Consider the following 19,649-nt stretch of genomic DNA (forward strand, 5'->3'; position numbering starts at 1 on the left):
CGAGCGGCGATTACTCGGCAGCTGCGTTCTTCTCTTCGTTGGAAATTGCGTTGGCTTCGTAGCCATGCGCTTCCTTCAATGCGGCGCGTACGCCGGCTTCATAGGCCGGGTGCACGCGTTTGAAGTGCGCCAGCTGCCGTTCAATGATCTCGCCCGGTACGCCGCCCATCGCCGCAGCGATGTTGGAGAACAGGCGCGAGCGCTGACCGGCATCGAACAGGTTGAACAGCGCCGTCACCTGGCCGTAGTCGTCATTGCCGATACGGTGGTTGTAGCGGTCGGCAGCGCCGGAAATTGGCAGCGGCGGCTCTTTTGCCGAAGGCTGCTCGACGGCACCGGAGAAGCTGTTCGGCTCGTAATAGGCGTCGACATTGCCGGTCTTCTGGCCGAAGAAGTTCATCTGGCCATCCTTGTGGTAATGATGGACAGGGCACTTCGGCTGGTTGACCGGCAGCGCCTCATAATGGGTGCCGAGACGATAGCGGTGTGCATCTGCGTAGGAGAACACCCGAGCCTGCAGCATCTTGTCCGGCGAATGGCCAATACCGGGCACGACGTTCGACGGCGAGAAGGCCGCCTGCTCGATTTCTGCGAAGTAGTTGTCAGCGTTGCGGTTGAGTTCCATGACACCGATCTCGATTGGCGGGAACTCGCCATGCGGCCAGACCTTCGTCAGGTCGAACGGATTGAACGAGGTCTGCTCGGCCTGGGCTTCGGTCATGATCTGGACCTGAACGGTCCATTTGGGGAACTCACCACGCTCGATGCCGCCGAACAGCTCTTCCTGATAGGATTCGCGCGTCTTGCCGATAAGGTTTTCGGCTTCGGCATTGGTGTAGAACTTGTGGCCCTGCTGGGTCTTGAAGTGGAACTTGACCCAGAAACGCTCGCCATTGTCGTTCCAGAAGGAATAGGTGTGCGAGCCGTAGCCGTTCATGTACATCGGAGCGACCGGTAGACCCCGATCGGACATGAGGATCGTGACCTGATGCAGGCTCTCCGGCGACAGCGACCAGAAGTCCCACATGGCGGTTGCGGAACGCATGTTGGTGCGCGGATGACGCTTCTGCGTGTGAATGAAATCGGGGAATTTCAGCGGATCGCGCACAAAGAAGACCGGCGTGTTGTTCCCGACGAGATCCCAGTTGCCTTCGCTGGTGTAGAACTTCAGCGCGAAGCCGCGCACATCGCGCTCCGCATCGGCAGCGCCGAGCTCACCGGCAACCGTCGAAAAGCGCAGCAGCATCGGCGTTTCCGCACGGGGCTGCAAGGCTTTCGCCTTGGTGTAGCGGGAAATGTCGCCCGTGATCTTCAGCGTGCCGAATGCACCCCAGCCTTTGGCATGCACGACGCGTTCGGGAATGCGTTCACGATTCTGGTGGGCCAGCTTTTCCAGAAGCTGGTAGTCCTGCATCAAGACAGGACCGCGTTCGCCCGCGGTGATGCTGTTCTGATTGTCTGATACCGGCGCACCGGCAGTTGTCGTCAATGTCGGACGGTCAGCCATTGGCTTCTCCCCTTGAATCTCGTGTTTGACAGTTGGAATCGCCGGCGCACAAGGGCAGCCGCATCCTCACCAATACCATAGAACCTTTCTAATCATAGTTTCCAATTGAATTTAGAATAATTATTGATAGGATTTACTTATCATGTTTTCAGTTCGCCAAATGCACTATTTCGATATCCTCGCCACGACGCTGCATTTCCGCAAAGCCGCTGAATTGGCCCGCATATCGCAGCCGGCGCTCTCGGCGCAGATCGCGGAAATGGAAATGCGGCTCGGCGCCAGTCTGTTCGAGCGAACCCGGCGGACGGTTGTTCTCACCGATATGGGCAGGCGGCTGCTACCTCGCATACGCGGCATACTCGAGGAAATACGCTCACTCGAGGAGATGGCGGCGCAGAAGCGCGGCATCCTAAGAGGTCGATTGCGGCTTGGCATCATTCCAACAATTGCCCCTTACCTGCTGCCGCTGCTGATTCCGGAGTTACGGGCGGCGTATCCAGAACTCGTGATCGAATTGCGCGAGGCGGTTACATCGAAGCTTGTGGAGGACCTGCGCCTTGGCGATCTCGACGTGCTAATCGCTGCCCTGCCAATCGATGGCGAGGGCACGGTTGCCAAGCCGCTGTTTCGCGACCGCTTCCTGATTGCGACGTCCAGCAACGATACCGACGTGCTCACGTCTCCAATGACGCAGGAAAATGTCGCGGTGGAAAGACTGCTTCTGCTCGAGGAAGGCCATTGCCTGCGCGACCAGGCGCTTGCGGTCTGTACCAGCGTCAAACACCGCCAGCTCGTCAATTTCGGTGCAACGAGCATGGCTACACTGCTGCAGATGGTCAGCCACGGCATGGGATTGACGCTTATACCGGAGATTGCGGTCCGTACCGAAGCCAGCCGCAACAATGTCCGCATCGTCGCCTTTGCCGATCCGGAACCATCGCGCGAAATTGGCCTGATCTGGCGCAAGCAGAGCGAGCGTCGCGATGATTTCGAAGCGTTGGCGGCCTCGATTGTCGATTGCAGAAGCAAGCTGATGGTTTCGGCCGAAGAGCTGGATGGCCTGGCGGCCTAAGCGACGGGCGGCAAGGCAAGGTGCAGGGCAAGCAGCACCCAGAGCGCTCCATTCAATATGAAGCCGACAAGGAACAGCGGCTGGCGCAGACGCAAGCGGTTCGACGTGATGTGGACAATCGTATGGACGGCGCGCGCGGCCACAAACAGCCAAGCGAGGATGACTGCAAGCAATGTGGCGCCGTTGACCGCATAGAGCGAGAGACAGACCACATAGAACAGTGTCGGCAGTTCGTAGAGATTCATCAGGTTGCGGATGGCCGTGACGCTGGCTTCCGGTTCCTTCAGCGGGAGCTTGAAATCATGCGGAGTCGCCTGTCCGATTGCCAAGGCCTGCTGGCGCCGGAGAAAGAGAACGGCATAGACACAGCAGATCAAAAATGTCAGCGCGATCATCGGCCAGAAAATTGCGGTTTGCGACATGAAATCCTCCTGATGAGATTACTCTACGTACCTTTCAGGATTGCGGATCATGCGCAAGCCCGCGACGCTGCTCAATCGTGACTCGAGGTGATCGACGAAGACGCGCACCTTGCGCGGCAGAAAGCGGGTTGTCGGGTAGACAACATGAATGTCCATGGGAGCGTAGGAGTACTCCGGCAGGACCCGCACCAGATTGCCCTCGTCCAGCAATGCCTGCACCAGCGGCGCCTGTGCTCCACCGATGCCGAGCCCGGCACAGAGCGCATCATTGAGAACGAATGCATTGTTGGCGAGGAAGGTGGAGCGAACCGGCGCGGCAACGTGCCCCCGCGGTCCGATCAGCGGAATGGCTTCGCCCTGCGGGGACCATATGAAACGGACATGGCGGTGGGTGGCGAGATCTTGCGGGGTCCGCGGGTTGCCGTGTTCCGCAATATAGTCCGGCGATGCGACGAGGATGCGCTCGAAGGTGGCGAGTTTGCGGGCAATGAGCTCGGATGACTTCAGCTCGCCGAAACGGATCGCGACGTCGACACCTTCGGCGATCAGATCAGCAACACGGTCGTCAAGGACGAGCTCGATGATCAATTCCGGATGCAGGCGCTGAAATTCGATGACGATCGGTGATAGATGCGTCTGGCCAAACCCGACGGGTCCATGCAGGCGCAGATTGCCGCGCAATGCCGAGGACAATTCGCCGGCGCTTTCTTCCGCCTCGCCGACCGCCCGCAGAATGTGAAGCGCGTGCTGATAGTAGGTCTCGCCGCCTTCGGTCAGCGCAAGCTTGCGGGTTGAGCGATGAAACAGCCGCACATCGAGATGCCGTTCGAGCGCGGCGATCTGCTGACTGACGGCCGGCTGCGTCAACCCGAGCTCTCGCGCTGCCGCGGAAAGGGTGCCGAGTTCCGCAACGCGGACAAAAGTGTTCATCGCGGCGAATCTGTCCATTCGGTGTCCTCAAAGCATTTCTTATGAATGCTATCATTTTCAACAGGCTACGCAAAGCTGGGCGAATGATCCATTTCTGGTCGCAGAAACTTGAACTGGAGATTCTGGAATGACCAAGAAAGCAGTGGTTGTTGGAGCCAATGGCATCATCGGCGGTAATTTGATCACCCATCTCGTTGAACTCGGAGACTGGGAGATCGTCGGTCTGTCGCGGCGCGGTGGAGAAGCCGTGAGCAAAGTCAGCCATATTGCCGTCGATCTGCTCGACGCGGCGGATGCCAGAGACAAGCTCGCGCACCTCACCGACGCAACGCACATCTTCTATGCCGCCTATCAGGACCGGCCGACCTGGGCCGAACTGGTGCCGCCCAACCTGGCGATGCTGGTCAACGTCATCAATGCGATTGAATCTATAGCGCCGGGGCTGGAGCACATCAGCCTGATGCAGGGCTACAAGGTCTACGGCGCGCATCTTGGGCCATTCAAGACGCCGGCGCGCGAGACCGATGCCAGTCACATGCCGCCGGAATTCAACATCGATCAGCAGGACTTTTTGGAGGCATTGCAGAAGGGCAAGAGCTGGACGTGGTCGGCATTACGGCCATCAGTCGTCGTAGGCTTTGCGCTCGGCAATCCCATGAACCTTGCTTCGGTGATCGCCGTCTATGCCTCGATGTCGAAAGAACTCGGCATTCCGCTGCGCTTTCCCGGTAAACCCGGCGCCTATGACAGTCTGCTGGAGATGACCGATGCGGGACTGCTGGCGCGGGCAACGGTATTCATCGCAACGAACCCGCAATGCGGCAACCAGGCGTTCAATATAAACAATGGCGATTTGTTTCGCTGGAGCGAGATGTGGCCAAAGATCGCCAAATTCTTTGAGCTGGAGGTGGCGCCGCCACTGCCGATGTCACTCAACACCATAATGGCGGACAAGGAAACGCTCTGGAACCGAATGGTTGAAAAGCATGGTCTTGCGGATACGCCCTACGGGGACGTGTCGTCCTGGGCGTTCGGCGATGCGGTATTCGGCTGGAACTACGACTTCTTTGCCGACGGCACCAAGCTGCGGCGCGCGGGTTTTCACGAGTACGTCGATACGGAAGAGATGTTCCTGCGCGTGTTCAGTGATCTCAAGGCACGGAGGATTATTCCGTGACAGCTCACCCGTGATGATCAGGCGGCGTCAATATCGGTCTGCAGAAAATCATTGCCCTTGTAGAGCAAGGGCATGCTGTAGAAGCGAGCGCAGGCATAGGCAAAGCAATCGCCAAAGTTGAGATTTGCCGGATGACGGTTCTTGCCGTAGCGATCAAAAGCTTCAAGCGCGAGAAAAGCCGCCTGCGGTGGTATTTCGACCAGCTCAATAGTTGCCAAAGCCAGAAAGTCCTGAACAGCCGCCGCTGCTTCCTTGATCGGAAGATTTAGGACCCTCGCTACACTCACAGCCGTCTCCCAGACGGCAGCGGGGCAGGTTACGCGTCGCGGTGACGTCTCCATTCTTGTAGCAAGCGAACGAGCATCACTTTCGCCAGTCATCATCGATACCATCGCCGATGCATCTATGAACATGGCATCAACCGCGCAGGCAATCACGTACGGAATCAGTCATAGAGGCTATCCCGAAATTGCTTGTCTGCCGGAAGCCCTGCTTCCACCTCGCCCTTGACCCGCAATGCCCGGGCGAAATCAGCTACCATGTCGGCAAGACTAAGCTGTGCATTCTGCTCAGCCAACGCGCGCTGCAAAGCTTTCTTCACTGCCTCGGTCTTGGATGTCGCCTTGATCGCGGTTTGATAGCGTCGGGCTAGCTCGTCGATCCTGTCGTCTTTGATATAAAGCGGCACGGTATATCCTCATGGGTATATTTTGGATATAACATAGTGGATATACAGATGGATATCAATGAGCGTAATGGCAATCAGGCAGCGGCCTAACCAGCGTGAGGTTCGCCCTTCCGCCGTGGAATGTCGTAGTTGAGGAAAAACTCGTCGAGCTGCGGCGGCGGGACTTTCGTCCCTGCCAGCATGGCATGTGCCTGGCCGCGATGGTGGATCTGGTGCACGAACAGATGCGACAGCACGAGGCGGATCGGTTCCTGCGAGGTCTCGCCCGTGCGCCAGGTGATCGAGATGGCCTGGTTGAGATCGGAAGCAGTCAGGCCATCGCAGAACTCGATCAGACTTCTGTCGAATTCGTCCTGGGCCCGTTTCAGATCGGCGGCCTTCGGAAAGGGGATGTCGCCCTTGAGGCCGATATTCTGGCGCCCCTTGCCGATCATGTCCGCCATGTAGATATGATCGACGATGAGATTGTGATTGAGCGTCATCTGGATCGACGGGAAGAAACTGGTGCGCTCCTGCGCGAACTCTTCATCCGTCAGTTCCAAGCAGGCGCTGAGCAGCCTGTGGTTCGACCAGGCGCTGTTGCGCGCCATGGCCGAGAAGTGGTCGCGGAGGGCGTTGTCAGCCATCGCCTTCCGCTCCTCTATCAGAGCATTCCCATTTTAGACAGATGCATGGAAATGCTCTAACTCTATGTTTTGGAGCAATTCCGAACGGAAAACCGGTTCCCACTTTTCGTGGAATTGCTTTAGTTGCCGCCCGGATAGTTCGGGCTTTCGCGGGTGATCGTGACATCATGGGTGTGGCTTTCGCGCAAGCCCGCATTGGTGATGCGGACAAATGTAGCCTTTTCGCGGAATTCTTCCAGATTTTTTGCGCCGACATAGCCCATGGAGGCGCGCAGGCCGCCGGCCAGCTGGTGCAGGACACCGGAGACCGGGCCTTTGTAAGCAACCTGGCCTTCGATACCTTCCGGTACGAGTTTCAGTTCGTCGCGCACTTCCGCCTGGAAGTAGCGATCCGCCGAGCCACGGGCCATGGCACCGACCGAGCCCATGCCGCGGTAAGCCTTGAACGAGCGGCCCTGATATAGATAGACCTCGCCGGGGCTTTCCTCGGTTCCGGCAAGCGCCGAACCGGCCATGGCAGCGGCGGCGCCGGCAGCGAGAGCCTTGGCGAAATCGCCGGAGTATTTGATGCCGCCGTCGGCAATGACTGGAATGTCTGATTTATGCGCCGCTTCGACGGCGGACATGATCGCGGATAATTGCGGCACGCCAACACCGGCGACAATACGCGTGGTGCAGATCGACCCCGGTCCAATGCCGACCTTGACGGCGTCCGCACCAGCATCGATGAGCGCTTGCGTTCCTGCGGCAGTCGCGACGTTCCCGGCGATGATGCGAACCGCGTTGGACATCTTCTTGGCACGGGTGACCGCATCCAGCACGCGCTGCGAATGGCCGTGGGCAGTGTCAATGACGAGGACGTCGACGCCGGCGGCAATCAGGCGCTCGGCTCGCTCGAACCCATCCTCGCCAACACTCGATGCGGCAGCGACACGAAGCCGGCCCTGGGCATCCTTGGCAGCGTTCGGGTTGAGCTGCGACTTCTCCATGTCCTTGACTGTGATCAGGCCAACACAATAACCCTTGTCGTCGACGACGAGCAGCTTTTCGATGCGGTGCTGATGCAGGAGGCGCTTGGCTTCGTCCTGCTGGACGTTCTCGCGGACGGTGATCAGGTTCTCGCGCGTCATCAATTCATAGATTTTCTGCGCCGGATCGGAGGCAAAACGGACGTCGCGATTGGTGAGGATGCCAACGAGGCGACCCGGCTTGCGACTGCCCTCGCCGGCGTTCTCAACGACCGGAATACCCGAAATCCCGTGGGAGCGCATCAAAGCCTGCGCATCTGCAAGCGTTGCATCGGGACCAATGGTGACGGGATTGACGACCATGCCGGATTCGAACTTCTTGACCTGCCGGACTTCCTCGGCCTGCAATTCCGGCGAGAGATTGCGATGGATGACGCCCATGCCGCCCGCCTGTGCCATGGCGATGGCGAGGCGCGATTCAGTGACCGTGTCCATGGCTGCCGAAAGCAGCGGCAGGTTGAGTTCGATATCAGGAGCAATGCGCGTACGAATATCGGTCTGGCCGGGCATGACTTCGGAATGACCGGGTTGCAACAGGACATCATCAAATGTCAACGCCAACGCGCCTGTCGCGGATTCAACGATTTTTGCCATGACCAATTCCTTACCATACCGCTAATACGACTAAAGGGCGCACCACGGTGGTGGAGCGCCGAGTCGGTTGTGTTCAAGTGAATTGGCACGGGCTGGTAACACGGATATGTCGGTTTGGAAAGCCCCCGGACAAGAATTGTCCAAACCGAGCGGTTCGACGGGAATGCGCCGAACCGCATCGTCCGGTCTATCTTTCAGACGTCGAACTGATAGGTGACGGGCACAAAGCGATAGCCCATATCCTGCTTTTCGACAAAGCCGACAGCCGGGAATGGCATGTGGTAGCCGACGAATGGAAGCTTGTCGGTCGCGATCATGTCGAAGACCTTCGTACGCGTTGCCGCACCCATTTGCTTGTCCGTATCGAAAGCAACCTCCCAATCCGGGCGCTGCAGCGACGCGACATAGTGGTTGGCGGTATCGGCGGTCAGGACAAGATGTTTTCCGGCAGACTCAATGTGGAAAATCATGTGCCCGGGCGTATGGCCATAGGCCGCCTCGCTGGTGATGCCCGTGACGACGGAATCGCCCGCCTTGATGAATGTGGTCTTTTCGGCAAGCGGCTTGACCTTGGCATTGACGCCCTTCGCGCCGTTTTCCGCTGGCGTTCCAGCGCGGGCGGGATCGGTCCAGTAGCCATATTCAATCTCACCGGCAACGTAGCGCGCATTGGCATAACCTGGCGTTTCGCCGTTCATGAGCCCACCGATGTGATCGCCATGCATGTGGGTGATGACGACGATGGTGACCTGATCAGGTGTGTAACCGGCCGCTTTCATATTGGCTTCGACTTGCCCGAGACCATTCTCCCGGCCACCTGCCCCAAACCCGGTATCGAACAGGATGAGTTCCGATCCCGTATTGATCAAAGTGGGAGCAAAACCATTGACGGTTTTCGTTTCAGGCAGGAAGTTTGCCTTCATCAATTCGGCGACGGTTTCCGGCTTTTGATTAGCGCCAAAGGTTGGATGCGGACCATCGCCAGGCCGCAATCCATCGAGCAGTGTAGTGACCTCGAACTCCCCCAGCTGGAAACGCTTGAAACCCGGGGTCTTTGCGTCTGATGGTGGTACGGCCGCATCGGCAGTTTCTGTCATGAATTGCGGGATCGCCAGTCCTCCTGCCACGGCGCTGGAAGCAAGGAAAAGATCGCGGCGGGAAATCTCGAATGTCGACATGAAGATATCTCCTTGATCAGCCATTATGGGTCGGCGCAGTTTACACGTCGCTCCGTCGCCGTCGCCGGTTGCCACACTCCGAATCGATCACAAGAATTGGGTGTTGGATCACTTCTGTTTGATCGGCGCTTGAGCGCTGCCGCCACCGGTGCTATCGGAACTCGCATCAAGAGCAATCGAGTCCTTCCGCCTGGACCCCGCCGCCTGCTTTCTCAACCATTTGAGAACTGGAATTCAATGTGAATCGCATCGTTCCGCTCGTGCTTGCTGTGGCTCTGTTCATGGAGCAAATGGACTCTACCGTCATATCCACATCGCTTCCGGCAATCGCCGCGGACATCGGTACCAGCCCGATTGCACTGAAACTGGCGCTGACGGCATATCTCGTTTCTCTCGCCGTCTTCATTCCGGTCAGCGGCTGGATGGCCGACAGATTTGGTGCCAAGAATGTATTCCGGGCGGCGATCGTCGTATTCGTGCTTGGATCCATTGCCTGTGCTGTCTCCAATTCATTGCTGGCGTTCGTCATGTCACGCTTCTTCCAGGGCGTGGGCGGGGCAATGATGACACCTGTCGGGCGCCTTGTTCTGGTGCGATCGACACCGCGCAATGAGCTCGTCGGGGCGATGGCCTGGCTGACCATGCCAGCCCTTATAGGTCCGCTCCTCGGGCCCCCTGTCGGCGGTTTCCTCACCACCTATTTCAGCTGGCACTGGATCTTCCTGATCAATGTTCCGATTGGCATCATCGGAATCTGGTTCGCGACGCGCTATCTTCCGGCGATCGAGACCCTGGTGCAGCGGCCGCTTGACGTACCCGGCTTTTTCCTCAGCGGCATTGCCGCGTCCGGGATTGTGTTCGGGCTATCGGTCGTCAGCCTTCCTGCCTTGCCGACCTGGGTGGGTTTGTCGACGCTCGCCCTGGGCATCGTATCGACGATCCTCTATCTGCTTCACGCGCGCAGAACGGCGGAGCCCTTGCTCGCGCTCGATCTTTTCAACAACCAGGTGTTCAGAGCGTCAATCGTCGGCGGCAGCCTGTTTCGCATCGGTGTCGGCGCTGTTCCGTTTCTTCTGCCGCTTATGTTCCAGATCGGCTTCGGTATGACACCGTTCGAATCTGGCCTGATCACGTTTGTGTCGGCACTGGGCGCCATGAGCATGAAGCTCGTGACGAAATGGTTTTACCAAAAGACCGGCTTCCGCAATTCCCTCATGTATGGGTCCGTGGTCGCCGCGGCGTTCATCGCGATCAACGGGTTCTTCACACCCGAAACGCCGTATTGGCTGATGGTCGTTCTCTTGCTTGCCGGCGGTTTCTTCCGCTCTCTGTTCTTCACCGGGACCAATGCCCTCGCCTATGCGGATATCCCGAACGAGCAGACGAGCCTCGCGACGCCCATCAGTTCCGTGGCGCAGCAAATCTCCATCGCGCTCGGCGTTGCGGTCGCCGGCGGCATTCTCGAGGTTTCGACCAAGATTCATGGCGGACCGCTGCAGCTGTCGGATTTCCACATCGGATTCTTTATCGTTGCGGCGATATCGGCGCTGGCGTGTCTTTCGTTCAGGGGCCTAAAGCCCGATGCGGGCGCAGAGGTCTCGGGACACCGGTCGCTGGTCAAGTCTGCTGCGCCGGCGGAGTGAGAGCGCTACAACTCTGCGTTTGTTGTGCCCAATCGCAACAAAATCGATAGTGATTGGGTTGAAGGTAAAAGCAACAAACACCGCGCCAGCCGGTGCATTGGAGGAGATTGGCTCCTCCAACTGCGACATCAGCCTTGCCCTCAAACTTGGAGGTGATCCATGCGGGTGAAACCGTTGTGCATCACCCTTATCATGAAAAGAACCCGGCCTGGCTGGCAAGTCACTGTCCGGGTTCAATTCTCAAGATAAGGATCGGGGACGGGCGAAAGCTCGTTCCCACTCCAGGATGCAATATAGCAGCGTTCGTTGCATTTCCAAGGCGATGAAGCGTCGCCTGGTTACCCTTTAAAGTCGCGCGCCAGCAGGTAAAGCTCCACCGATTCTGCCCGCGATGCCGGCGGTTTGACGTGGTGCACCGACTTGAAATTCTGCTTCAGAAGCGTGAGCAACTCGTTTTCCGTGCCACCCTGAAACGTCTTGGTGAGGAAATGACCGCCCGGGCGCAGGACGGAAACCGCAAAATCCGCAGCAACCTCGCAAAGATGCGTCGTGCGGATGTGATCGGTACGACGATGGCCAGTGGTTGGCGCTGCCATGTCGGAGAGCACGATGTCAGGCTTGCCGCCGAGCGCTTCAATCAATTTTTCCGGTGCCGCGTCGTCGAGGAAATCCATTTCAAGCAAGGTCACGCCCGGCAAGGGATCGACGTGCAGATAATCAATGCCAACAACCGTCGGAAAATCATCGGGAGAACCGACGATCGACGCGGCAATCTGGCTCCAGCCGCCCGGAGCGGCGCCCAGATCAATGATCCGCTGGCCCTTCTTCAGGAGCTTGTAGCGATCATTGATCTCGATCAGCTTGTAAGCTGCACGAGAGCGATAGCCATCCTGCTTGGAGCGCTGTACGTAGGGATCGTTGATGTGACGCTCAAGCCAGCGGCGCGACGATTCCTTGATCGTGCCGGCCTTTTTCTTGATCTTGGTATGAAGTCCGCGCGTACCCGTACCACCACGGCCACCAGTTGTTGTCTTAGCCATGTGCACTCCCGGAACGCTGCCAACGATTGCGCCACGCGCCGTCGCGCGACATGAGTTCAGTCAATATGCCTTCGCGCAAGCCGCGATCGGCGACGCGCAGCTTCTGGCTGGGCCAGACATTGCGAATGGCGTCGAGGATGGCGCAGCCGGCAAGAACGAGATCAGCCCTGTCTGCGCCGATACACGGATTGGCAACGCGCTCGTCGAAACTCCAGGACAAGAGCCGGCTCGTCATTTCGGTAACGTCGTCATTCTGCATCCAGATGCCATCAATGCGGCGGCGGTCATAGCGCTCTAGCCCCAGATGGATGCCTGCAAGCGTGGTCACAGTGCCCGACGTGCCGAGCAAATGAAAGTTCTGGCTCTTGACGAGATCGCCGAGCTTATGACGTTCGGAGAAATCGCTCAGGAGTTCCGCGACATGATTGACCATGATGGCGAAGTTGTCCCTCGTCACATCGCGCCCGCCAAAGCGCTCGGCAAGCGTGACAACGCCTACCGGCAGTGATGTCCACGCAATGATATGCTCGGCAAGACGCGGCGAACGGCGCTCCGAAACATCGATCAGCGCGATCTCAGATGAGCCGCCGCCAATGTCGAACAACACGACCGCGTCGGTCTCGCGCTCAACCAGCGTACCGCAGCCCGAGACCGCAAGGCGCGCCTCGGTCTGACGGTTGATGATCTCAAGCTCCAGACCGGTCTCTTCCTTCACCCGGTCGAGGAACTCCTCGCCATTCTCTGCCTGGCGGCAAGCCTCAGTGGCAATCAGGCGCGCCTTGCGCACATCATGATTGTCGAGCTTGTCGCGGCAAATCTTCAGCGCCTCGATCGCCCGGCTCATGGCGTTGACGCTAAGGCGCCCCGAAGCGCCCAACCCTTCGCCAAGACGAACAATACGCGAGAATGCATCCACCACGCGGAATTGCCCGGGGCGCGTGGGCGATGCCACCAGAAGCCGGCAATTGTTGGTGCCAAGATCAAGCGCGGCATAAAGCGGATTGAAGTGCCTGGGTTCATGCCGCGGTGCTTCCGGCGCGGATGGCGCAGAAGATCCGTTTGACGGCGAAGAGACAGCCGGGGCAACTGCGTCGGCCGGTTTGATGCCCGCGCGGCCACGACGGCGAAACCGGTTGGGGCGGCGCTTCTTGCCGGTCTTTACGGTGGGATTTATGCCCTCCGCCGTAACAGGCGGCGCCGCCGTGGCAACAGCCGGCACCGTCGAAGCAGGCGACTGTTTCGACTTGCCACGCCTGCGGCGGCGCGCACGTTTCTTGGGGTTTTTGTCGAAGCGTCTACCTTCAGAATCGGACCAGTTTTCCTGCACATTTTGCGCAGGATCCCCATGCGGCCCGGGTCCGTTCTTGGCGGGACCTACCGTGCCATTCGACACGTTGCCACCGCCAGACGCCCCTCCATTCGGCGCGTCCGATGCGCCCGATTCGGGGTCTTTCAAAGTCTTATCCTTCGAGCGCCGCGCGAACCTAAAAGGACGCAAGCATGACGCTGTTCAATTAACGTTGGGCACAATGTAGCATGCTTTGGCGAATATCCAAGGGCCAAGGTCTTTTGATATTCAACGTCATGACGGCCTGCAAATGGCGCTCTTCTGCGATCCGGTGCTCATGAACATGAAAAGTTCACTGCGCTCCGGTTCTCGAAAATCACCATTTTCGGCGCGCCCTGACATGAACCTCAGCAGACTTTAGGCGCAAATTAGCAATCTGCGTCAGGGTCAATGCCGCGACAGGTCCTCAATCCGACGTGCAGAATTTTCAACCGCGCTCCAGCCGGTCGACTGCAGCATTGCCGAGCTGGCGATAAGATCGCCGTTCATCGTTTGCCAGCGGGCACCCTGGCCTGTCAGCCGCGCCGCCGCCGCCAAAACCCAGGTCGGGCAGGAAAACAGCCCAGGTTTGCGCCCCAGCCCGCGGCGAATGGCAGTGATAATTTGCGGCACTGTTACCGGGCTTTTGTCTGCTACTATGAATGTACCGGCATCCGTTCCTGTCTCGCGCAGACTATGGATGATCGCGGCACAGAGAGAGGCGCGGTCGAGCAGGGAGCGCCTCGCATCAAGCGATTTCAACGGCAGTGCCGCTCGCAGCGATGCGAGCTTGCTCAGCGCCGCCATATTCCCTTTGACACCGGCGCCATAGACGAGGACGGGGCGCAGGATGGTGTAGTTGCCGCGCGTCATGATGCTGGCAATTTCGGCCTCTGCGGCGAGCTTTGCCCGCCCGTAGTCGTCGGTCGGTTGCGGCGGATCACTCTCGACCGCAACTCCTGAGTGAACACTTCCGCATTGTGCCCGGATGGACGAGACGAAGACGAACTTGCCGGCGATGGTCCTGTGGGCAGCTTCGGCCAGCTTGGCCGCCAGCTCGCAGTTGACGGCGTGGTAGGTGGCGGCGGCGCCGGCAAGCTGCGTGTGGGCAATGGCGGCCAGATGCACCACGTGATCAACGTTCGCGACGATATGCGCGAAAGCCTCGGCCGGTTCTGCCGGTGACGGCAAGCGAACGGCTTCCAAGCCCTCGAATTTGTCGGGATTTCGCGTCGCAGCAACGACGCGGTAGCCCGCGGACCGCAACTGCGGGACGAGCGCCAGTCCGACGAAACCCGAAGCTCCCGTTACGAGAACTGTGCCCGCTACCATATAGCCTGTCCCTTCTCTTCGATCGCCACTCATAGCAACAGGAGCGGTTTTGTTGCAATGCAGCGTCGCCCGCCAATGCCAACATCATCAAGTGACACGTTTGCCTACATCGAAAGGATTAGTGCTGCGCAGTATGGCATATGCCGGTGCCATGTTAGCCTGCAAACTCGAGTCGATCGACGTGACTCGGGGAGAAATACCGCAATGCACGAATGTCATGGGAAGTTTGCGTATGCGTCAGCTTGATTTTCAATCTCTCAAAACGAAATTCCTCGCCGCCTTGATTCCGTCAAGCCGGTACGTCTGATCGCCCTCGTCCCAACCACCTGGTACCAAAGCCGCTTTCTTTTGCGCCTCCGCATCGACACATGTTCTCGTTGCTTATTCGCGCATAAGTTGTATTAAAGCGGCCAACACAATCTTGAGATGTTAAAATGTCCGAGCATGATCACAGGCCCGTCACTCTTGCCGGGGTCCTATTGCTGACTGCAGTCGCGCTGATATTTCTCGCCATTGTATGGGCCGTAGGAGCGGCATTTGCACGGACCGGAATAGCATTTGGTCCGTGGAACAAATTACTGATCCTGGCGTTGTCGTAAGCTGACCATATTGGCGTCAGCGGGGTTTGGCATCGACTTCAATTCATGCCCTCCCCGGGCGGTGCCAAGCCTCATGGACCAGAAAACGAGAATGCTGATTATGTTCAATGCAAGGAACCCGCCTCGTCGCCGGAAGCGGGTTCTTTCTGAACAAGCGCTTTAGCCAAACTTGACCAGATTGTGTACCGGTAGCGGCCCTCCCGGGAACTGGACGAGCCGTGCGCCCGTGGCTAGCGGGCCAAGATCAAGGCCGAAAAAGCCGAGCCGTTCAATGAGCGCGCCGACTTCGGCCTTGGCGGCAGTGTCGTCGCCGGAATAGAAGAGGACGCGGCGTCCACCCTCAGCCTTCGGGTCGGATGACAGCAAACGCGCTTGCAGATGATTGAATGACTTCACAACGCGTGCACCGGGCACCAGTTTCGCAAACACCTCACTGGAGGCGCGACCGCCAAGGTCGACCGGCTCGAACAATGGCGCCTCTATCGGGTTGTTGGCGTCGATGACGATGCGGTCACGCCATGCCGGCAAGTTGGCAAGGGCATCTGGCAATTTCTTCCAGTTCACCGCGACCAACACCATGTCGGCGCTTGCCGCCTCCGCAGCCGTGCCGGCCCTGATCGAAGGGGAGAGCTCATCGACCAAATCCTTCAGCGACTCCGGGCCGCGGCTGTTGGCGATTGTGGCTTCGATTCCGGCGTTGGCAAGAGCACGCGCAAAGGCTGAGCCGATTGCGCCAGATCCAATAATTCCAATACTCATGATCATACTCCTTTGAGGCTCTTCGTTGGTTTTGATGGAGTGAAGATGGCCCATTCATTCATTGACGATAAGTGAGTAATGGCTTTTATTACTTTCAACTAATCATTGAAGGTTGAATCATGGAAACGCTGGCGAATCTGGAATCCTTTGTCCGCAGTGCTGAAACGGGGGGCTTTTCCGCGGCGGCACGACGCCTCGCGCTGACGCCCGCAGCAGTGAGCCGTAACGTGGCAATGCTCGAGCGCAACCTGGGTGTGCGCCTGTTTCACCGCAGCACACGAAAGCTGACGCTGACCGAGGAGGGAGAGCGGTTTCTGCTTGCTGTCGAAGGAAATCTCGAGGGACTGCAGCAGGCCATCGCCAATGTTGCCGCCGACCAGGGCGAGCCGGCAGGTGTGCTCAAGATCAGCGCCAGCATCAATTTCGGCACCAACTATATCCTGCCGCTCCTCCCGTCCTTCCTTGAGCGCTACCCGCAGATCCGTCCCGACTGGCAATTCGATAATCGCCAGGTCGATCTGATTGCCGAGGGTTTCGACGCCGCGATCGGCGGCGGTTTCGAACTGGCGCAGGGTATCGTTGCGCGCACGCTGGCGCCGGCGCACATTATCGCGGTTGCATCACCCCAATACATGCAGGGACGGATACCGCCCGCCGACCCGCAAGGCCTGGCCGACTTGGACGGGATCGTCATGCGCTCTTCGCGCACCGGCAGGGTGCGGCAGTGGACCATGAGAAATACCCATGGCGCCGAGATGCCGGCTGTACCCCGCGAGACGATCATGCTCAACGACCCTGTCGCGATGTGTCGGGCGGCGCTCCTTGGCCTCGGCGTGACATTGATCGCAGTGCCGGATGCCCTGCCCCACCTGGAAAGCGGCGCCCTCATGCGTCTGACACCGCAATGGTACGGGGATGCCGGACCAATTTCGATCTATTACGCCAGTCGCTCGCTGCTGCCCGCCAAGACACGTGTGTTTGTTGATTTTCTCATCGAGGCCGTCAAACGCGACAGATTGGCCGAGCGTTTCGCAGGAAGTCTTGGTTAGAGCATGCAAAACCGGCGCCACATTTGACCACAGCGCCGGTTTTGATGTGTTGGCTGATCAGATCAGGCGATTTTGCTCGACGAGCTGACGCATCCGCCGCAGCTTTCCATCGCAGTCGTCAACTTCCCGGCGGACGGGCTTCTTGACGGGCGGTATCGTGATCTTGACGGGTGTTTCCTCCGATGTGACGACAGGTTTCCTGATCTTCTTAAGAAAGTTCATTGCGTGCATGAACATCATGGTGGGGGTCCTCCAAATGCCATCGGGCCGCAGTGGATGGATCATCCAGCGGACTGAAGTCGGCTTTTCAGGCAAGTGGCGATATTTTAGCACCATTCGATCGCGCGGGATAGCACCAAGAACAACCGCAATTAAACCGCAAATGACGCCGAGAAATATTTAGATCGTCTTTTGGCCAGGCTTGGCTCTTCGCGGCGTCAGAGGTTCTCGACCCGCCAATCTCATTCCAAATTGCCGATTTCACGTCGACACATCATCGGATTCAAGCCGCAGGAGCATACCATGGCCAAAGGTCAACAGCGCAGCAATCGTGAAGTACGCAAACCAAAGAAGGACAAGGCCGCTCCCAAGGCGGAAGTTCCATTCAGCTCGATGCTGAAGAAGGCCGAGAGCACGACGCCAAAAGGCAAGCCAAAGGCCTGAACCGTCTGGAAGCCCCGGTCTTGGCCGGGGCTACAGCACTTCGTAGTGCAGATGCGTGACCAGAGATGACCCGATCACGTTTGTACTTTTCAGCTGAACCGATTGCTTCTGAATATTGTCAAACAGGCGGCTACCCTGTCCCAGCAGGATGGGCGCGATTTGCAGCACCAACTCATCAACAAGCCCGGCGTTCAACACCTGTTGGGCTATGCTGGCCCCCATGACAACGACATCCTTGCCCGCCGCCGCCTCCCGTGCCTGCCGAACCGCACTCTCGACACCGTCATTGACGAAGGTAAAGGCAGCGCTCGGCATGGTCAGAGGTTGCCGCCTTTCATGGGTAACGACAAAGCTTGGGGCCGGAAATGGCGTATCGTTCCAATGGGGCAGCCCCAAATCAAAAGTGCGCCGGCCCAGAACCACGGCGCCGACGCGGCCGTTGATATCGTCAGCCATTTGCCGGTCCACGTCGGTTCCCTTGTCGAACAACCACTCGTGCAGTTGTTCTCCGTCCTCGCCCATGGGGTTTTCGTGGTCGATGTTCGGCCCGGCGACGTAGCCGTCCAGTGACATTGTAAAAGAAGCAAACACTTTACCCATGACTTGCACCTCGTTGGGTACAGGCTCGAATATCGCCTATTGGCATGGCAGTTCGAAGAGGGAGGCTAGCCTGACAGAGGTCGTCTCACAACTGTTCCGGAATCAATAATTCTCAAGGCTGTTGTGAATTTGCGGTTACATCGGGGTGCATTACATACGTGAACATAACAGGAACAAATTCCTTTTCTTATATCCTCGGTTGTGGCAATCTTTCTGAAAAGGAGAGATTCTGATGAACGCCATATCCAAACAACTGGAAGACGAAATCGATGAGGCGCTGGCCTATCATCAGGGTGATGTGCGGGCGACGATAGCCGCCCTTCTGGCGGAACGGGAGTTCCTGCTGCGCGAGATTGAATATGCCTCTCTTGCCATGTCCTATGGTTTCGCGCGCGGCTGGAAGCCAGGCCAGCAAAAGATTGTACGATAGACTTAGGCCTAACCGCATGCGATGGTTGCAAGCCAACAATGCGAGATATGATGAAACACAGTCTGAAAAAGATGCCGGAAGTCGGCGTCCACCCCAAGCGAGTCCTGAGCCCCTCCGAACAGAAGAGCCTGGCAACCACAGCCGCCGCCGCCGCGATCATCAATGATGAAACGGCAAAATGGGAAAGCAAGACAGCGCGCCTGAAGGCGTTGCGTCTCGCCAAGGAAGCGGAAGAACAAGCGGAGATCGCCGCAAATCCGCCGGTGGCGAAGACGAAGTCAGCTCGCACTGCCAAACCCAAGTAACGCTGCGGAGGCGTTCGGATCACGTTCTTCCTGTTACGTCAACCTGACGCCAGTAAAACGCGGGTGCTGACAGTGGCGGTTGGGAACTAATTCAAAATAAAAAATATCGATCGATGGGCGTTATTTTGGATTTGCAATTTATTTCCGCGTTCCGGGCATTGACGAAGCAACCATCTAGTCCTATGTAACAGTCTCGGTATTTGGTAGTTTGTTATAAGTTTTATTGCGCCTTACGCGCTCTGAAAGATCCTTCTTCAAAAATCGAGCTAAAAACTGCATGGCGCGTCGCGCCCTGTATTGAAATATTTCCATTGAAAGGGTTCATTATGAGCACTGGAACAGTAAAGTGGTTCAATTCCACAAAAGGCTTCGGCTTCATTCAGCCAGATGATGGTTCTGCAGACGTATTCGTACACATCTCTGCCGTTGAGCGCGCTGGCATGCGCAGCCTCAATGACGGCCAGAAGATCCGCTTCGAATTGGTCCGTGACAACAAGTCCGGCAAGATGACTGCTGATCAGCTTCAGGCTGCCTAAAGAATAATTCGACTTCGCGTCTTTGACCACGGATGTACTGGCACTGATTGTAGAGACGAATTTGAGAAGGTCGGGTTTTCCCGGCCTTTTATTTTGCCCAAATTTTTGCGGAACGGCAGAAAAGCCAAGACATTTCAGCGCAAG

At 57.9% G+C, this 19,649-nt stretch carries 23 protein-coding genes; 9 read left to right on the forward strand and 14 right to left on the reverse strand.

Annotated features, from left to right (window positions below; all coding sequences use genetic code 11):
• Window positions 1–10: 10 nt before the first annotated feature.
• A complete protein-coding gene (gene katA / locus CU102_RS01535; RefSeq protein WP_106709187.1) occupies window positions 11–1,507 on the reverse strand; it encodes a catalase KatA in 1,497 nt (498 codons plus the stop codon).
• A 142-nt stretch (window positions 1,508–1,649) separates the two neighbouring features.
• On the opposite strand from katA, the gene CU102_RS01540 reads away from it, so the two are divergent.
• Window positions 1,650–2,579 (forward strand): hydrogen peroxide-inducible genes activator, encoded by a 930-nt coding sequence (locus tag CU102_RS01540; RefSeq protein WP_106709188.1) that lies wholly within the window; start codon window positions 1,650–1,652, stop codon window positions 2,577–2,579.
• Here CU102_RS01540 and CU102_RS01545 read toward each other — a convergent pair.
• Both CU102_RS01545 and CU102_RS01550 read right to left on the reverse strand, forming a co-directional pair.
• Window positions 2,576–3,001 (reverse strand): MAPEG family protein, encoded by a 426-nt coding sequence (locus CU102_RS01545; RefSeq protein WP_106709189.1) that lies wholly within the window; start codon window positions 2,999–3,001, stop codon window positions 2,576–2,578. The genes CU102_RS01540 and CU102_RS01545 overlap by 4 nt on opposite strands.
• Window positions 3,002–3,019: 18 nt before the next feature.
• Entirely contained in the window at window positions 3,020–3,949 is a 930-nt protein-coding gene (locus CU102_RS01550; protein ID WP_106709190.1) for a LysR family transcriptional regulator, read from the reverse strand.
• A gap of 109 nt (window positions 3,950–4,058) precedes the next feature.
• Between CU102_RS01550 and CU102_RS01555 the strand changes: the two genes are divergently transcribed.
• A complete protein-coding gene (locus tag CU102_RS01555) occupies window positions 4,059–5,108 on the forward strand; it encodes an SDR family oxidoreductase (RefSeq protein ID WP_106709191.1) in 1,050 nt (349 codons plus the stop codon).
• 17 nt (window positions 5,109–5,125) lie between these two features.
• On the opposite strand, the gene CU102_RS01560 is transcribed toward CU102_RS01555, so the two are convergent.
• The 5 genes from CU102_RS01560 to CU102_RS01580 form a co-directional block, all read right to left on the reverse strand.
• A complete protein-coding gene (locus tag CU102_RS01560; protein WP_106709433.1) occupies window positions 5,126–5,521 on the reverse strand; it encodes a type II toxin-antitoxin system VapC family toxin in 396 nt (131 codons plus the stop codon).
• A 32-nt stretch (window positions 5,522–5,553) separates the two neighbouring features.
• Complete coding sequence (locus tag CU102_RS01565) at window positions 5,554–5,796, reverse strand: type II toxin-antitoxin system VapB family antitoxin (RefSeq protein WP_106709192.1); 243 nt, start codon at window positions 5,794–5,796, stop codon at window positions 5,554–5,556.
• Window positions 5,797–5,882: 86 nt separating this feature from the next.
• A complete protein-coding gene (locus CU102_RS01570; RefSeq protein ID WP_106709193.1) occupies window positions 5,883–6,422 on the reverse strand; it encodes a DinB family protein in 540 nt (179 codons plus the stop codon).
• Between the two features lie 119 nt (window positions 6,423–6,541).
• On the reverse strand, window positions 6,542–8,044 hold the full coding sequence (gene guaB, locus CU102_RS01575) for an IMP dehydrogenase (RefSeq protein ID WP_106709194.1): 1,503 nt from the start codon (window positions 8,042–8,044) through the stop codon (window positions 6,542–6,544).
• A 194-nt stretch (window positions 8,045–8,238) separates the two neighbouring features.
• On the reverse strand, window positions 8,239–9,222 hold the full coding sequence (locus tag CU102_RS01580) for an MBL fold metallo-hydrolase (protein ID WP_106709434.1): 984 nt from the start codon (window positions 9,220–9,222) through the stop codon (window positions 8,239–8,241).
• A 239-nt stretch (window positions 9,223–9,461) separates the two neighbouring features.
• Between CU102_RS01580 and CU102_RS01585 the strand changes: the two genes are divergently transcribed.
• Window positions 9,462–10,865, forward strand: a complete 1,404-nt coding sequence (locus CU102_RS01585) for a DHA2 family efflux MFS transporter permease subunit (protein WP_106709195.1) — start codon at window positions 9,462–9,464, stop codon at window positions 10,863–10,865.
• Between the two features lie 338 nt (window positions 10,866–11,203).
• On the opposite strand, the gene CU102_RS01590 is transcribed toward CU102_RS01585, so the two are convergent.
• The 3 genes from CU102_RS01590 to CU102_RS01600 all read right to left on the reverse strand — a co-directional run bounded on the left by CU102_RS01590 (window position 11,204) and on the right by CU102_RS01600 (window position 14,564).
• Window positions 11,204–11,905, reverse strand: coding sequence for an RlmE family RNA methyltransferase (locus tag CU102_RS01590; protein WP_106709196.1), 702 nt, complete (start codon window positions 11,903–11,905; stop codon window positions 11,204–11,206).
• Window positions 11,898–13,361 carry a Ppx/GppA phosphatase family protein gene (locus CU102_RS01595; protein ID WP_106709435.1) on the reverse strand — a complete coding sequence of 488 codons (1,464 nt, stop codon included), beginning with the start codon at window positions 13,359–13,361 and terminating at the stop codon, window positions 11,898–11,900. The genes CU102_RS01590 and CU102_RS01595 overlap by 8 nt, the downstream gene beginning before the upstream one ends.
• A 279-nt stretch (window positions 13,362–13,640) precedes the next feature.
• Window positions 13,641–14,564 carry an NAD-dependent epimerase/dehydratase family protein gene (locus CU102_RS01600; RefSeq protein WP_166648294.1) on the reverse strand — a complete coding sequence of 308 codons (924 nt, stop codon included), beginning with the start codon at window positions 14,562–14,564 and terminating at the stop codon, window positions 13,641–13,643.
• Between the two features lie 434 nt (window positions 14,565–14,998).
• On the opposite strand from CU102_RS01600, the gene CU102_RS29625 reads away from it, so the two are divergent.
• On the forward strand, window positions 14,999–15,163 hold the full coding sequence (locus tag CU102_RS29625; protein WP_166648293.1) for a hypothetical protein: 165 nt from the start codon (window positions 14,999–15,001) through the stop codon (window positions 15,161–15,163).
• Window positions 15,164–15,322: 159 nt separating this feature from the next.
• Here the strand turns inward: CU102_RS29625 and CU102_RS01605 are convergent, their stop codons facing one another.
• Window positions 15,323–15,922: an NADPH-dependent F420 reductase gene (locus CU102_RS01605; protein WP_245425112.1), complete on the reverse strand. Its 600-nt coding sequence runs from the start codon at window positions 15,920–15,922 to the stop codon at window positions 15,323–15,325.
• Window positions 15,923–16,041: 119 nt separating this feature from the next.
• Between CU102_RS01605 and CU102_RS01610 the strand changes: the two genes are divergently transcribed.
• Window positions 16,042–16,971 (forward strand): LysR family transcriptional regulator, encoded by a 930-nt coding sequence (locus tag CU102_RS01610; protein WP_106709198.1) that lies wholly within the window; start codon window positions 16,042–16,044, stop codon window positions 16,969–16,971.
• Window positions 16,972–17,028: 57 nt separating this feature from the next.
• Here CU102_RS01610 and CU102_RS01615 read toward each other — a convergent pair whose 3' ends face one another.
• The gene (locus tag CU102_RS01615; RefSeq protein WP_133624363.1) at window positions 17,029–17,211 is read right to left on the reverse strand and encodes a hypothetical protein; all 183 of its coding nucleotides are present in this window, start codon (window positions 17,209–17,211) and stop codon (window positions 17,029–17,031) included.
• Between the two features lie 282 nt (window positions 17,212–17,493).
• Between CU102_RS01615 and CU102_RS29630 the strand changes: the two genes are divergently transcribed.
• The gene (locus CU102_RS29630) at window positions 17,494–17,634 is read left to right on the forward strand and encodes a hypothetical protein (RefSeq protein WP_166648292.1); all 141 of its coding nucleotides are present in this window, start codon (window positions 17,494–17,496) and stop codon (window positions 17,632–17,634) included.
• Window positions 17,635–17,664: 30 nt separating this feature from the next.
• Here the strand turns inward: CU102_RS29630 and CU102_RS01625 are convergent, their stop codons facing one another.
• Complete coding sequence (locus tag CU102_RS01625; protein WP_106709201.1) at window positions 17,665–18,234, reverse strand: dihydrofolate reductase family protein; 570 nt, start codon at window positions 18,232–18,234, stop codon at window positions 17,665–17,667.
• Window positions 18,235–18,466: 232 nt separating this feature from the next.
• Here CU102_RS01625 and CU102_RS01630 point away from each other — a divergent pair, with 232 nt between their 5' ends.
• From CU102_RS01630 to CU102_RS01640, 3 genes are all read left to right on the forward strand, one after another.
• Window positions 18,467–18,664, forward strand: a complete 198-nt coding sequence (locus CU102_RS01630) for a hypothetical protein (RefSeq protein ID WP_106709202.1) — start codon at window positions 18,467–18,469, stop codon at window positions 18,662–18,664.
• A 47-nt stretch (window positions 18,665–18,711) separates the two neighbouring features.
• Window positions 18,712–18,969, forward strand: coding sequence for a hypothetical protein (locus CU102_RS01635; RefSeq protein ID WP_245425114.1), 258 nt, complete (start codon window positions 18,712–18,714; stop codon window positions 18,967–18,969).
• Window positions 18,970–19,295: 326 nt separating this feature from the next.
• Window positions 19,296–19,505, forward strand: coding sequence for a cold-shock protein (locus CU102_RS01640; protein ID WP_106709203.1), 210 nt, complete (start codon window positions 19,296–19,298; stop codon window positions 19,503–19,505).
• The last annotated feature ends 144 nt before the right edge of the window (window positions 19,506–19,649 follow it).

This window comes from Phyllobacterium brassicacearum (assembly GCF_003010955.1).
Classification (GTDB): Bacteria; Pseudomonadota; Alphaproteobacteria; order Rhizobiales; family Rhizobiaceae; genus Phyllobacterium; species Phyllobacterium brassicacearum.